At 36.8% G+C, this 15,493-nt stretch carries 9 protein-coding genes and 1 pseudogene; 6 read left to right on the plus strand and 4 right to left on the minus strand.

All coding sequences use genetic code 11. The annotated features are described in order from the left end of the window. Positions 1–179 precede the first annotated feature (179 nt). Positions 180–2,909 (minus strand): DNA topoisomerase (ATP-hydrolyzing) subunit A, encoded by a 2,730-nt coding sequence (gene gyrA / locus DBO93_RS09740; RefSeq protein WP_108456171.1) that lies wholly within the window; start codon positions 2,907–2,909, stop codon positions 180–182. Positions 2,910–3,385: 476 nt separating this feature from the next. On the opposite strand from gyrA, the pseudogene ubiG reads away from it, so the two are divergent. The 6 genes and pseudogenes from ubiG to yfaE all read left to right on the plus strand — a co-directional run bounded on the left by ubiG (position 3,386) and on the right by yfaE (position 10,166). Further along, a pseudogene (gene ubiG, locus DBO93_RS09745) lies at positions 3,386–4,092 on the plus strand (bifunctional 2-polyprenyl-6-hydroxyphenol methylase/3-demethylubiquinol 3-O-methyltransferase UbiG). Between the two features lie 81 nt (positions 4,093–4,173). Then, positions 4,174–4,848, plus strand: coding sequence for an HAD-IA family hydrolase (locus DBO93_RS09750; protein WP_108456172.1), 675 nt, complete (start codon positions 4,174–4,176; stop codon positions 4,846–4,848). Positions 4,849–5,504: 656 nt separating this feature from the next. Continuing rightward, complete coding sequence (gene nrdA, locus DBO93_RS09755; protein ID WP_108456173.1) at positions 5,505–7,775, plus strand: class 1a ribonucleoside-diphosphate reductase subunit alpha; 2,271 nt, start codon at positions 5,505–5,507, stop codon at positions 7,773–7,775. Positions 7,776–7,917: 142 nt separating this feature from the next. Beyond that, positions 7,918–8,739 carry a class Ia ribonucleoside-diphosphate reductase subunit beta gene (gene nrdB, locus DBO93_RS09760; protein ID WP_108456174.1) on the plus strand — a complete coding sequence of 274 codons (822 nt, stop codon included), beginning with the start codon at positions 7,918–7,920 and terminating at the stop codon, positions 8,737–8,739. Between the two features lie 36 nt (positions 8,740–8,775). Continuing rightward, a complete protein-coding gene (nrdB, locus tag DBO93_RS09765) occupies positions 8,776–9,906 on the plus strand; it encodes a class Ia ribonucleoside-diphosphate reductase subunit beta (protein ID WP_108456175.1) in 1,131 nt (376 codons plus the stop codon). Positions 9,907–9,911: 5 nt separating this feature from the next. Then, positions 9,912–10,166, plus strand: a complete 255-nt coding sequence (gene yfaE / locus DBO93_RS09770; RefSeq protein ID WP_108456176.1) for a class I ribonucleotide reductase maintenance protein YfaE — start codon at positions 9,912–9,914, stop codon at positions 10,164–10,166. A 75-nt stretch (positions 10,167–10,241) separates the two neighbouring features. Here yfaE and DBO93_RS09775 read toward each other — a convergent pair whose 3' ends face one another. Genes DBO93_RS09775 through pglZ form a run of 3 tightly spaced genes read right to left on the minus strand, consistent with a single transcriptional unit; the run spans position 10,242 to position 15,450 of the window. Further along, positions 10,242–10,517: a hypothetical protein gene (locus DBO93_RS09775; protein WP_162533760.1), complete on the minus strand. Its 276-nt coding sequence runs from the start codon at positions 10,515–10,517 to the stop codon at positions 10,242–10,244. A 43-nt stretch (positions 10,518–10,560) separates the two neighbouring features. Next, entirely contained in the window at positions 10,561–12,699 is a 2,139-nt protein-coding gene (gene brxL, locus DBO93_RS09780; protein ID WP_239058952.1) for a protease Lon-related BREX system protein BrxL, read from the minus strand. 12 nt (positions 12,700–12,711) lie between these two features. Then, positions 12,712–15,450: a BREX-1 system phosphatase PglZ type A gene (gene pglZ, locus DBO93_RS09785; protein ID WP_108456178.1), complete on the minus strand. Its 2,739-nt coding sequence runs from the start codon at positions 15,448–15,450 to the stop codon at positions 12,712–12,714. Positions 15,451–15,493: the final 43 nt, after the last annotated feature.

The following is a 15,493-nucleotide window of genomic DNA, read 5'->3' on the forward strand; positions in this document are numbered from 1 at the left end:
AAATTTTATGCCTTGTATTGAAACAACGACTTTCGTTGTTTCAATGAAAATTTTAAGGTCACTAGCATACCTGTTTAATCGTTATCATCAATTCAAAAATCAACTTTGATATAACTTTTATATCAAATTTTACTCATAAAAAAAGGCGGTAATAACCGCCTTCCTTAAATTAATAACGGTTACTCTTGAGTATCGTCATTATCGAGTGCTGAATCTTCACCTTCACTCTCGCTAGATTCAGGTGTATCAACTTGCTCACCCTCTACTGCTTGAGTCAACGTAGGCTCACCATTCTCGTCTAGTTCGTAAGTTTCAACTTCTTCAATTTCATCAATACGTTGTAAGGCAACAACATGTTCCCCTTCAATAGTACGAATAATACGAACACCTTGAGTATTACGACCAATAACGCTAACTTCGCCTACACGAGTACGAACTAGCGTACCGTTATCGGTGATCAACATTATTTCGTCTTGTTCTTCAACTTGAACTGCACCAACTACTGGCCCGTTACGTTCGCTTACTTTAATTGAAACAACACCTTTAGTCGCTCGACTTTTCGCAGGGTATTCATCCAACGCTGTGCGCTTACCGTAACCATTTTCAGTAATGGTTAATATTGGTCCATCGTTTTTCGGTACAATTAAAGATACAACCTTCTGATCGCCCTCTAACTTAATACCACGAACACCGGTACCTGTACGTCCAATCGGTTTTAAAGCCCATAATTGCTCACCCGTTTCTGGGTCAACTTTTATTTCGCCTGTTTCGCTATCGCGTCTCTTTTCGTTAAAACGTACAACTTTACCTGCATCTGAGAACAACATAATGTCATTCTCACCATCGGTAATATCAACACCAATTAAGGTATCGTCATCACGCAAGTTTAAGGCAATAATACCGTTAGCTCGTTGGTTTTTATAAGCTGTTAAAGCAGTTTTCTTAACAGTACCAGAAGCAGTAGCCATGATTATAAATTTATCTTCTTCATATTCACGTACCGGTAAAATAGCAGTAATACGTTCACCCTCTTCAAGCGGTAAAATATTTACTATTGGTCGTCCACGTGCTGTTCTACTAGCTAAAGGTAACTGGAATACTTTCAACCAATAAAGTTTACCGCGGTCTGAGAAACATAAAATGGTATCGTGGGTATTAGCAATAAGTAAACGCTCAATGAAATCTTCTTCTTTCATCTTAGTTGCGGCTTTACCTTTACCACCACGGCGTTGCGCTTGATAATCACTTAATATTTGATACTTAACATAACCTTCATGTGAAAGTGTTACCACTACATCTTCTTCAGTGATTAAGTCTTCCATTGATAAATCATGTGAAGCATTAGTTATTTCAGTACGACGCTCATCACCAAATTCATCACGAATAGCTTCAAGCTCTTCTCGAATAACTTCCATTAAACGTGCAGGTGTCGCTAAAATATAAAGTAATTCAGCAATAACTTCTAATAATGCTTTGTATTCACTTAAGATTTTTTCGTGTTCTAGACCCGTTAACTTATGTAAACGTAAATCTAGAATAGCTTGTGCTTGTGGTGGTGTTAAAAAGTATTGACCATCACGAATACCAAACTCTTCTTCTACCCATTCAGGGCGAGCGGCATCATCACCAGCAGCAGCTAGCATGTCAGAAACAAGACCTAAGTCCCAACCTTGTGCGAGTAATTGCTCTTTCGCTTCACTAGGTGTTGGTGAGTTCTTAATTAACGCGATAATCGGGTCAATATTAGAAAGCGCTATCGACAAACCTTCAAGTAAATGCGCGCGTTCACGTGCTTTACGTAATTCAAAGATTGTTCTACGTGTTACTACTTCACGGCGATGCAATATAAAGGCATCAAGCATTTCACGTAAGCTGAATAATTTAGGTTGGCCGTTAGTTAATGCCACCATATTCAAACCAAACGAAACTTGCATTTGGGTAAGCTTATACAAGTTATTTAAAATAACCTCGCCTACTTCACCACGTTTCACTTCAATTACCATACGCATACCGTCTTTATCAGACTCATCACGTAAGGCAGAAATGCCTTCTAAGCGTTTTTCTTTTACCAAGTCAGCCATTTTTTCAATCAAACGGGCTTTGTTAACTTGATAAGGCAATTCGAACACTACAATTGTTTCTTTACCCGATTTTTCATCGACTTCAATTCTAGCGCGCGCACGAATTTTAATTTTACCACGACCGGTAAGATAAGCTTCTTGTATACCAGCACGACCACTGATAATACCCGCAGTTGGGAAATCAGGTCCTGGAATTAACTCTAAAAGCTCTTCAAAGCTTATATCGCCATTCTCTATTACCGCTAAACAGCCATTAATAACCTCTGTAAGGTTATGTGGCGGAATGTTTGTCGCCATACCAACGGCAATACCAGAAGTACCATTAACCAAAAGGTTAGGAATACGTGTTGGCATAACTGCTGGTATCATTTCCGTACCGTCGTAGTTAGGCACGTAATCAACAGTTTCTTTATCTAAGTCGGCTAAAATTGAATGAGCGATTTTCGACATTCTAATTTCGGTATAACGCATTGCTGCTGCTGAATCACCATCAACAGAACCAAAGTTACCTTGACCATCAACCAGCATATAGCGTAATGAGAAGTCTTGGGCCATACGTACAATTGTATCGTACACAGCCGTATCACCATGCGGGTGATACTTACCTATTACATCACCAACAACACGTGCTGACTTTTTATACGGCTTGTTAAAGTCGTTACCTAAAACATTCATCGCAAAAAGTACGCGACGATGCACTGGTTTTAATCCATCACGCACATCTGGTAGTGCACGACCTACGATAACGCTCATTGCGTAATCTAAATAGGAGCTTTTTAGCTCATCCTCAATATTGACAGGAGCAATATTATTCGCCAAATCGGTCATAAATTGATGGTATCCCTTAACGTAAATCTAATTCAGAAAATTTCGAAATTATTATTTTTAATTAACACGGCATACTAGCATAAATATTTCTCATGCCCTACCGCTTTATTTTGCTTAATTCTGCCGTTAAAAAGCTAAAGTTTCAAGTAAATGCTAGATATAAAGTGTTTATACAATACAGATATGATTTAAAAGGTATTTGTTGAATTATTATTACATACAGATCAGCTTAATGTGGATAGCTGTATGCATTTTAATCACATGTCATTTTTAAGTGACAATTTAAGCTATCAACATCGTTTTATCAGTACTATTTAGTCAACATTAAACCAGTACTTTACGGTTATATAAATTGGCTCAAGCTGTTTAAACAAAGATAAAAGCTTTATTTACAGTGAATTCATCTTGCTACTAGGCTTGTCGTAAATATTGGTTTAGAATCTGAAATATAAGTAAACCAACAATGATAAATATCTATGTCTAACAACTTAAATGTTAACCCCGACGAAATTGCAAAGTTTGAACAAGTTGCCAGCCAATGGTGGGAACTAGATGGTGATTTTAAGCCATTACATCAAATAAACCCGCTTCGCCGTCAGTTTATTTGTCAGCATGTTGGCGATATATTTGCTAAAAAAATAATTGATGTTGGTTGCGGAGGTGGAATTTTAGCTGAAAGCTTAGCGCAACTTGGTGCAGAAGTTACCGGGATAGACATGGGCCAAGAGCCGTTAAATGTTGCCAAGCTACATGCTTTGGAAACAGGTGTTAATGTTGACTATCAAAAAATAACTGCAGAAGAAAAAGCTCAGCAGCAACCACAACATTATGATGTAGTTACCTGTATGGAAATGCTAGAACATGTGCCTGATCCTGAATCAATCATCAGTGCCTGTGCACAAATGGTTAAGCCAGGTGGTTTTGTTTTTTTCTCAACATTGAATAAATCTTTGAAAGCTTATTTACTGGCTATCGTGGCTGCAGAGAAAATATTCAAATTGGTACCCGATGGAACACATGATCATAAAAGCTTTATTCGCCCTCAACGTTAATCGCTTGGGCTGAGTCATTTGACTTAAAATGTATTGATGCTGCTGGTATTCATTATAATCCTTTTACTGAAAATCATAAATTAATCTCATCATTAGATGTTAACTATATTCTTTGTTGTCAACGGGTTTAATCTTTAATAGCCATCATCGCGTTGAAAAACGGTTCTCAACGCGAACATCCCTTCAAGTCAACCTTAATCTAGAGATATACTATGCTTTCAACTCAGAACACCAAAAATATAGCCAGCGTACTTTTTGACCTAGACGGTACATTATTAGATACAGCTGATGATTTAGGCGCGGCTTTAAATCATGTGTTATCGCTGTACGGTAAACCACAAGTGTCAGCACAAGATTATCGACCTATCGCTTCAGATGGTGCTTTAGGCTTACTAAATCTTGGCTTTGGTGATGCTATAAAACAGTACGATTATGAAGTATTACGTCAGCAATTTCTCGATTACTACCAAGAAAATATTGCTGTGCATACTTGCCTTTATTCAGGGGTAGCAGAATTACTACAGCATTTAGAAATAAATGAAATACCTTGGGGGATTGTCACCAACAAACCTGAAGGGCTAACTAAACTGCTATTGCCACACTACCCTGAATTTAGTCAATGTGCTGTTATGGTTGCGGGTGACACGTTAACAAAACGTAAGCCTGATCCAGCGCCAATTTTATATGCCTGCAAACAAATGAGTGTTGATCATCAGCAATGCTTTTATGTCGGAGACGCTTTACGTGATATTCAAGCTGGCAATAGTGCAAAAATGACCACTTTTGTTGCCCAGTGGGGATATATTCTCAGTGATGAAAATTGTCAATCGTGGCAGGCTGATCACATAATTGCTGCACCGTTAGATTTAATCTCCTTTATTGGCTAATGAAGCGATTAAGTTTGAGCACATATGGATAATGTTTATTAACTATAAAGTAAAAATATTGGTAAAAAGTACATCTCAGGCGGTTATCTGGACAAAAAAACGTCAATTATCAGATTTTCTTTGTAAAAGCAGTTTAAGACCCCATCGCCGCCTGAATATCATCCTTATTTCTGCACTCGTACTAAAGATAAACATAATGCGTTGATAAAATAATCACTCGTCAATTCATGTGTTCAATAATCAAACCAAAAACATAAGACACTGATAAATAAGGTTATTATATTTTTTATTACCTTTAGTCATATAAAACACAAAAATTAACTTAAAATAATTTAGTGCTAAAAAATAAATGAAAATAACCGTTGCGTTTTACAAAAACCAAAATCAAAAAGCACTACTAAGTTAGTTGTTACTAACAGAACTTTTACTCTAAAAAAATCAACCTAAAAACGATAATTTATATCGCTTGCATTGTAGTGCAAACCTCACTATCTTGTGATTAGTTTTTTAAAAACCCCAAGATATAGTGCATTTTTCATTCAGAGACATATTGAATGATATACGATTTATCTCGTATAAATGACATTTTGAGGCAATTAACATTTTAAGCACCTACTGTGGGTGATTAAAACAACAATTAGATTTACAGGTCTTTCATGAATAACAACCTTTTTGTTACAAAGCGCAATGGTTCTAAAGAGCCAATCGACTTAGAAAAAATCCATAAAGTAATTGCTTGGGCTGCAAACGGCTTAGACAATGTTTCGGTATCTCAAGTTGAACTTAAGTCACATATTCAATTTTATGATGGTATTAAAACTGCTGACATTCATGAAACCATTATTAAATCAGCTGCTGATTTAATATCGGAAGAAACACCTGATTATCAATATTTATCTGCACGTTTAGCCATATTTCATTTACGTAAAAAAGCTTATGGCCAATTTGAGCCACCTAAGCTTTACCCGCATGTTGTAAAACTAGTAGAAGCGGGCAAGTATGATGAGCATTTATTAGCTGATTACACACCTGAAGAATTTGAGCTACTTGAAGGCTTTATGGATCACAGCCGTGATTTAGACTTCAGTTACGCTGCGGTAAAACAATTAGAAGGTAAATATCTAGTACAGAACCGTGTTACTGGTGAGATATATGAAAGTGCACAGTTTTTATATATTTTAGTGGCGGCTTGCTTATTTGCAAAATACCCTGAAGAAACACGTTTAGATTACGTAAAAGGTTTTTATAACGCTATTTCAACCTTTAAGCTTTCATTACCTACGCCTATTATGGCTGGTGTTCGTACGCCTACTCGCCAATTTTCATCTTGTGTATTAATTGAGTGTGGCGATAGTTTAGATTCAATTAACGCAACATCTAGCTCGATTGTGAAATACGTATCTCAACGTGCAGGTATTGGTATTAATGCCGGTCGAATTCGTGCACTGGGTAGTACAATCCGCAATGGTGAAGCTTTTCATACCGGTTGTATTCCATTTTATAAACTCTTTCAAACAGCTGTTAAGAGTTGTTCGCAAGGTGGAGTTCGCGGCGGTGCTGCCACCCTATTCTACCCATTATGGCATTTAGAAGTTGAAAGCTTATTAGTACTTAAAAATAACCGTGGTGTTGAAGAAAACCGCGTTCGACATTTAGACTATGGCGTACAGTTTAATAAAGTAATGTACCAGCGTTTAATTAAGGGCCAATCTATTACTTTATTTAGCCCAAGTGACGTACCAGGTTTATATGACGCTTTCTTCGAAGACCAAGATAAGTTTGAAGAGCTTTATGTTAAATACGAAGCTGATGATTCAATTCGTAAAAAATGTATTAAAGCGATTGAATTATTCACCTTATTTGCACAAGAGCGTGCAAGTACAGGCCGAATTTATTTACAGAACGTAGATCACTGTAATACTCACTCACCTTTTGATCCGACTGTTGCGCCTATTCGTCAAAGTAACTTATGTTTAGAAATTGCTTTGCCAACCAAGCCAATGGAAGATGTAAACGATCCAAACGGTGAAATAGCCCTATGTACTTTATCGGCATTTAACTTAGGCGCAATTGAAAGCCTAGACGAGTTATCTGGTTTAGCTAATTTAGCCGTACGTGCTTTAGATAGCTTATTAGATTATCAAGACTACCCAGTACCAGCAGCACATACCGCTACAATGGGTCGTCGTACTCTCGGTATAGGTGTTATAAATTACGCTTACTATTTAGCAAAAAATGGTGTTTTCTATTCAAATGGTAGTGCGAACAACTTAACGCATCGCACATTTGAAGCGATACAGTATTACTTATTAAAAGCTTCTAACGAATTAGCTATTGAGCAAGGTTCTTGTCCTAAGTTTAATGAGACTCGTTTATCACAAGGTATTTTGCCTATCGATACCTACAAAAAAGAAATCGATAACATTACCGGTGAACCACTTCATTTAGATTGGGAGTCACTTCGTGCCAGTATTAAAAAGCACGGCGTAAGAAACTCAACCGTATCAGCATTAATGCCGTCAGAAACTTCGTCTCAAATTTCTAATGCGACTAATGGTATTGAGCCACCACGTGGTTTAATCAGCATTAAAGCAAGTAAAGATGGTGTTTTAAAGCAAGTTGTACCTGAGTATTTACGTTTAAAAGACAACTATGAGTTACTTTGGAATATTCCAAGTAACGAAGGTTACTTGCAATTGGTTGGCATAATGCAGAAGTTTATTGACCAAACTATTTCTGCTAATACCAATTATGATCCTGCTCGTTTTGAAGGTGGAAAAGTGCCTATCAAACAAGTATTAAAAGATATTTTAACCGCTTACAAGTTAGGGGTTAAAACGATGTACTATCACAATACTCGCGATGGCGCTGACGACAACCAAATTGAGATTGAAGATGATTGTGCCGGCGGTGCGTGTAAGATATAGCGTACTTAAAGAGGAAAACAACAGGTTTTCCTCTTTTTTTGCCAACCAATTTTTCAAGCAATACACATAATAAAAAAACTAGATAACCAACACTAAGTAATGAAATACAGCCTTTCGAGCGCGCTATTTCAAGGAGAAATAAATGTCGTACACTACGTTTAACCAAACAGCTAACAATGCTTTGTTAGAGCCAATGTTTTTGGGAAACAGTGTAAATGTTGCACGATACGATCAACAGCGCTATATGGCGTTTGAAAAACTGATTGAAAAACAGTTATCTTTCTTTTGGCGTCCAGAAGAAATTGATGTATCTAAAGACCGTGCCGATTGGCAGAGCTTAACTGACTCTGAAAAGCACATATTTATTTCGAACTTAAAATATCAAACGTTACTTGATTCTATGGCTGCACGTTCGGTAAATGCTGTTTTACTACCACTTGTTTCACTACCAGAAGTAGAAACATGGGTTGAGACATGGGCATTTAGTGAAACTATTCATTCTCGTTCATATACTCACATATTACGTAATTTATTTTCTGACCCAAGTGAAGTGTTTGACGACATCATGGTCAATCCGGCAATTTTAAAGCGTGCTTCAAGTATCGCAAAATATTTTGATGCTGTGATTATCACTACGCAATTATTACAGTCGCAAGGCCCTGGTAGTTATGAAGTGGACGGTAACACTATAGAAGTCAGTGAACGTAAATTGAAAGAGCGTCTTTTCTTAGCAATATGCTCAGTTAATGCTTTAGAAGCTATTCGTTTTTATGTCAGTTTTGCCTGTTCATTCGCCTTTGCCGAGCGCGAATTACTAGAAGGTAATGCCAAAATAATTAAACTTGATTACAGACAGAAAAGTACACAAAAGATTAAAAACGTTAGTAGAATGCCAATAAAAACAACGAACGCCATAAGTATTGGTTTATGTGAAAGCTCACATAACTACAGTATTGCAGCTTAACATAAATATAAACGTGAACTTTCTGAGAATAAATTTATGACTTATACGACTTTTAATAAAACACCTAATAATGCCCTGCTAGAACCAATGTTTCTGGGTAATTCTGTAAATGTCTCAAGATACGATCAGCAAAAACACATAGCTTTTGAAAAGTTGATTGAAAAACAGTTGTCTTTTTTTTGGCGTCCGGAAGAAATTGATGTTTCAAAAGATCGTGCTGATTGGCAGAGTTTAACCGAGTCTGAAAAACATATTTTCATCTCTAATTTGAAATATCAAACCTTGCTGGACTCAATGGCTGCTCGTTCAGTTAACGCTGTTTTACTGCCATTAGTTTCATTACCAGAACTTGAAACTTGGGTAGAAACATGGGCATTTAGTGAAACTATACACTCACGTTCTTATACACACATTTTACGTAATTTATTTACAGCTCCTGGTGAAGTTTTTGATGATATTGTTGTTAATCCTGCCATTTTAAACCGTGCAAGTTCCATAGCTAAATACTTTGATGATGTGATTCTATTAACTCAATTATTACAATCTCAAGGTCCAGGAACATACGAGGTGGATGGTAAGTCAGTTGAAGTTAGCAAACGTAAACTTAAAGAAAAGTTATATTTGGCAATTTGTTCTGTTAATGCTTTAGAAGCCATCCGTTTCTATGTCAGTTTTGCTTGCTCTTTTGCGTTTGCTGAACGAGAGTTGCTTGAGGGTAACTCAAAACTGATAAAGCTTATCGCTCGCGATGAAGCACTGCATCTAACTGGTACCCAACATATCCTCAATATCTGGCGTTCAGGTAACGATGACCCAGAAATGCGTGCAATTTCGACTGAAATGCGTGATCAAGGTAAGCAAATTTTCATGGATGTTGTTGAGCAAGAAAAAGAATGGGCCGACTATCTATTTAAAGATGGCTCTATGATTGGTCTTAACGCCGCTATTTTAAAACAATACATTGAGTACATCAGTAACCAACGTTTAAGTGCTATCGGCTTTGATGCACCCTATGACATCAAAAGTAATCCACTACCGTGGATGAACTCTTATTTGGTTAGTGATAACGTCCAAGTGGCCCCACAAGAAACAGAGATATCTAGTTACTTAGTTGGTCAGGTTGACTCGTCAGTATCAAGCGACGATTTCGACGATTTCGACTTATAGTATTTATGCCTTTTAGTATTACGGTCGAGGGACGGGAAATACCGTTCCTCGATAAAGACAAAAACATTCTAAACACCCTAGAAAGAGAGAATATCGAATCACACTTTCATTGTCGTGATGGCTTTTGTGGGGCTTGCCGTTGTTCATTAAAAAAAGGTACTGTTGACTATCAACAGTACCCTTTAGCTTATATTGGTGATAATGAAATTCTTACTTGTTGTGCTTACCCTACTTCAAATATCGTAATTGAATTAGATTAAACTATTTAAATTAAATTTCTAATACCTTACATCAGCACCTTGCTCACTTTATAGCACCGTAATAACTTTATATATTTACTTGCAATGCCACTGCTTTGGCGTAAGTGCCAGTATAAATTCATGGGCTATGTGATAAACATTATTATTATCGGCCCATTCAATTTGTTTACTAACCTGTTCTAATTTCTCAGTGTCAGAACACTCAAACCAATAACCTAAAATAAACGATCTAGGTGGTTTTGAAGAGCTACTAGACTTTGTTAAGAGCTCTTCGAGTTTAGCCCACTGTGGCGGCATGGGGCATACTCTATTTTGAATTTGGCAATACTGAGTTAATGCAATTTTATTCACTTTATTCCCCCAAATATGAAGCTTAGTAAGCCGTAATATGCTCTTATTGAACCCCTAGTGCTTTATATACAGCATCGACGGGATCACTAAAGAAACTAACTTGGAATTTGGTAAAAGTTTCCGCTGGAACTGTTGGAATATCTGTCGCTGATGCCATTGGAAGTAATACTTTGGTAGCTCCAGCTTCTAATGCAACCTGCATGCTAGAAGCTAAGTCTTGCACAGGGTTAACAACACCGCCAAGTGTCATACTTCCTAGTACTACCATCTGTTCTTGTACTGGTTTATTAAGAAGTATTGAACAACAAGAGACTAGTGATGATAAGCTTGCTGAATGACTATTACCTGAGCTTTGCAAATCAATGAAGTGTAGATGAAATTCGTGCTCAGAAAATCTAGAACTTGCAGCAATTCGGTTCAAATTACCTTTAAAATATTCAAAACCTACACGTACTTGTTCTTTTGCTGAAGTGTCAGAACCCAATCCAGAAGTAGAGTGTTTGCCATTACCAGCAGTCATTTGGCTTTCAAGGCGGTATACACCTAATTTACCACCAGATCCATTGCTGACAAAATGAACTACACCTGCATTTGTAATACCTGCAGGTATTAAGTTTGAACCACCCTGCTCAGGTACGTTAACGAAAAACTCTTCAAAGGTTTCATTATCAATGTAGCTAAAGTTAACATCAAAGAATTCCATCCCACCAATTTTTTTAAGTTGCTCTTTTACACGACGACGAACTTCAAGTGCATATATTAAGCACGTTCTTACTTCATCCTTCGTGTAATCCCCATGGGGCACCAATAGTTTTAATAGGCCTGAAGTTGTTCTTCTAACGCCAATAACATCACGTTGATTTAAGTTATTACCTAACTTGAAAAACTTATCTATTGCATCAGAGAAAGTTGTTTTACGCATTTCACGCATATACTCAGCTAAATAATCAGTGATCAAACCGAAACGATCAGTGAAGAATTCAGGACGCATTTTTGGAATTTCCCAGCCAGGAATATATCCATGAAAACGATCGAAAAAAGCACAATCAATCATTTCATCAGGGAAAGGTGCCAAGAGATGACTTGTTTTAACTAAAGTTTCAACACTGTGATCAATATTACCAACAAACACCATCGATGCCTTTGCTTCAATAGAGTCACGACCACGCGAAAATGATCCTGACGCCATATAATCTTTCATGATCTGAATACCGTCTTTGTCTTTAAAGCGTATACCTGCAACTTCATCAAAAGCGACAACATCCCACATACCAACTAAGCCAATTTGGCGAGACGACATATTATAAAAAAGATTAGCAACCGTTGTTTGGCCACCAGATACAAGCAATGAGTTGGGTGAACATTCTTTATATACATGTGACTTACCTGTCCCCCTAGGCCCAAGCTCACACACATTATAATTATTTTCAACAAATGGTATCATCCGCGCAACTAAGTGCCATTTTGCTCTTTGATCTAAATTAGCAGGCTCCATGCCGATTGAGCGTAATAACAAATCCATCCACTGATCCAACGTAAATTTTCTACGTGCGTCATATATTTCATCCATATTCATAGATGGCATTTGAATAGGTTTTAAATTAAAAACACTAAATGGTGATATCTTTTGACCTTCTTCATAGAAATAACTCAATGTTATAATGCACCAGATACCGCCAGTTAAGAGCTTTTCGTTTTGCTTAACAATATTATTGGGAACGACAGCATCTTTAATACCTAAGTTGGAAAGGTTTGCTTCATAGATATCTTTTTTCTGGTTTAGCTTAACGGATACTTTATCAATAACTTTGTATGTACCCTTTTCTCGAATCAACGATTTCGCTTTTTCAGCTTCATCTGGTCGAACATAGTTCTCCGTAAGAATTTTTTTTACGTTTTTCATGCCTTCATTGATCAAGTCATCTTCAGCAGAAGAACAATACATACCTAGCAGGTACTCCAGCACGTATACAGGTACGTTAGCTCCTTCTTTGAGTTGCTTTGTTAAATCTTTCCGTACAACACGACCTTTAAATTCAGTTGTCATTAAGTCGTCTAAATCCATACCTCGAAGATCTGCTTTTTCTTCATTAAATGTTGGGGGTAAAGATTCATGAGTCACCTGCTCTGTTAACTCGTTTGACTCACTTTGTTCACTATCCAAATTATTTTCAATGCTCACAACCACTTTCCCCTAAAAAAAGTCATCTTCAAAAGCTAAATCAATGGTCACTGAATATGTAGTTTTAGTTTTACTTTCAGTATCTTCCATTACTAGCTTATAGCTTATGGTGCGGTCAAAGCCACTACCTTCTAATTTCACTTGAACGCTTCGTTTACGTTCTTCCATTTTTTCTGATACTGAATCGAACCTTATGTTCTCAGGAGAACTTACATGATTGCCTTCAGGGTCTTCAAGCCAAATTTTTAAATCACGATAAACATAACTATCACCAATTGGATCAGCCTGTAAGAATTGAATGCTATCGATATTTGAAACTATTTTAATTGGGCTATTCAACGGTACAACACCAACTTTTTTCTTAATTTGTTTTTCTTTAACTGTTGAATGAATAGCTCGTAAATGCATAACAGGAACACAAATTTCCTGGGGCATAATACCACCATGAATAAACTTTGCTCCGCCGACAAAATGGAATCTATTACTACCGCGAGGCACAATAAATTCAGCATCTGAGTCTGGTAATACGTTAGCGGTATTAGACATTTTCCCTACCCAGTAACTATCAGCTTTTGGTAAGTTTTCTCCAACTAAATAGCGCTTTTTAGAAATTTTAGTGCCTGGGGGCTTAGATTGTAAGGCTGTTCGATCTGACTCTGTAACATCACTTTGATTAAACAAAAATCCGTGATCAGCGGTCAGAATAACTCTACCGCCTTTAAGTTTATCGAATATCCTAATTATCAGTTTATCTATTTCATCAATAGCATCTCTTGCTGCTAAAAACGCTTCGTTTTCGGTACCACCATCATCACCTATAGCATCAATTTTATTATGATAAATATAAATTGCTGATGAATCTTGAGCTAAATCTCGATATTGCTGATTAGTCCATTTCATTACATCATCATACGTACAAGCTATACCACCATGTGCTTGCAAAATTTTATGCCTGTTTTCTGTGCCATGGGCAGAAATACCATCCAACTTATACTCAACACTTTTATTTAAATGTGCCGTAAACTTTCTATATGGGAGTAACGACGCCATTCCTGCTTGAGTATATGATGGGACAACACCAAGCTGTGAAGTTAATTCGGATTTATAGCGCTTACGATTATTAATCGAGTCGTGAATTTCTTTTGCGCACTCATAGCGAAAGGCATCAGAAATAATTACAAACACGCGCTTAACACTAGGTTGAAGTAACACTTTTTGAACTTCACGATTGTAGAATTCGTATTGGTTATTAATAATTGGTAATTTCCAATTTTCTAGTAGCGATTCTTTATCTACAAGTTTGCCCCAAGCTATTGCAAAATCGTGCAAAAACCAATCTACATACAAGCTTTCAATATCGTCGACTAAACCTGTCAGTTTCAAAATATCAGAGCCGTTCTGTGATGCTCTAAGAGAGTTTTCAGAAAATATCCGATATGTCGTGTCAAATTGATGTATTTCTACTTCATAAGCTTTATAAAGAGCACTGGCTGTATCAAGTTTTTTAGTGCCCATAAAATCAAAACCATCTACATACTTTTCTTTAAGCTCATAAAATTTCTTCGCTGATTTTAACGCTCGATGAATTGCCGCATACTTTTCATCTTGATAACACCAGTGGCTTCTCAAGCGAATAGAAACCCAATCAGCAATATCATTTGAATTATAAGCAGGTAAATCTTTAGCGAGCATTTTGAGTAACTCTTCTTCTGCATCGACAAAAGTTTCCACAAAAAGTAAATCACTTGGTTGCTTGAATTCAGCAAGCTTGTTTTTAATTTCTAGCTCGAAAGATACATCTTTAGCAATAAGATTGTATGACTTGGAAAGTGTTCTACTTTCACGCCATGCTTTTACAAAATTAATAACCGATGCTTTTTTAGCAGATGTGCTTCCGGCAAGATCTTTAATATCTTTAGGAAGCTTTTCATTGAGGCTTTTATCAAAAGTAATTGGTAACAAATGAGACGACAAACTTTGTGCAAATGCAGAGTCAACAACACTAGCCCCTGATGACTGTAATCCATGATAGCAATCTGTAACTAATAGCTTAGTTATTAGGTCTTTTACTGAATAAGTGCTTTTTGCACTTTCTTCACTACTACTTAACCAATAATCGACATTAAGATAACCAAACTCTTCAATTGCTAATGTCCAAAATGACTTTTCTAAACCATATTTCTCTATTTCTTCGAGTATCTCATCAGCTAGCTCAGGCGCTTTGCTGTATTTACTTATTAATTCGTTTAAAACTGCAGTAAAGCTGACAGATTCTACTTTAGCTAAAGTGGCGATCATGGCTAATTCTAAAGCCTTTTTGTCGGCATTGTCAGGAAGCAAGTTTCTTAATTTACTATAACGTTGTTTACTTCCAAAAAATTTCTTATAACGACTAACTAGCTGACGAAACTCCATTCTCATCCCGAGTTCATTGAGGATCATAGAACTAGAATCAGCATAAAATTGCTGCGCATATAAGCGAATATCGAACAGCCAATCTCTAGTTGGCTCATTGACTTTTTCATTACTATAAAGTAAAAAATTCTGCTCTGGCTCTAACAACTCAATACGCTGCTTAACCTCAAGATGCGATTCAGAATCTAGCGCTATAGCGTTAATTCCTAATGATTGTAATTCGGCACTTAGCTCAGGAAACTGCTCCTGAAACTCATTATCGTCATCTTGCCAAAATACCAAACGGCATTTCTCAAACTTGGCAAGTATTCCTTGTTTAATTTGTTCTAAATTCATAATTATTATGTGAAAAACCTTAGTTAATTATGCCTCTTCTACT

The organism is Colwellia sp. Arc7-D, assembly GCF_003061515.1.
Taxonomy (GTDB): Bacteria; Pseudomonadota; Gammaproteobacteria; order Enterobacterales; family Alteromonadaceae; genus Cognaticolwellia.

Bases quoted from the DNA above. Each gene is read 5' to 3' on its own strand.
- gyrA (WP_108456171.1), bottom strand. From the start codon at position 2,909: ATGACCGATTTGGCGAATAATATTGCTCCTGTCAATATTGAGGATGAG.
- DBO93_RS09750 (WP_108456172.1), top strand. From the start codon at position 4,174: ATGCTTTCAACTCAGAACACCAAAAATATAGCCAGCGTACTTTTTGAC.
- nrdA (WP_108456173.1), top strand. From the start codon at position 5,505: ATGAATAACAACCTTTTTGTTACAAAGCGCAATGGTTCTAAAGAGCCA.
- nrdB (WP_108456174.1), top strand. From the start codon at position 7,918: ATGTCGTACACTACGTTTAACCAAACAGCTAACAATGCTTTGTTAGAG.
- nrdB (WP_108456175.1), top strand. From the start codon at position 8,776: ATGACTTATACGACTTTTAATAAAACACCTAATAATGCCCTGCTAGAA.
- yfaE (WP_108456176.1), top strand. From the start codon at position 9,912: ATGCCTTTTAGTATTACGGTCGAGGGACGGGAAATACCGTTCCTCGAT.
- pglZ (WP_108456178.1), bottom strand. From the start codon at position 15,450: ATGAATTTAGAACAAATTAAACAAGGAATACTTGCCAAGTTTGAGAAA.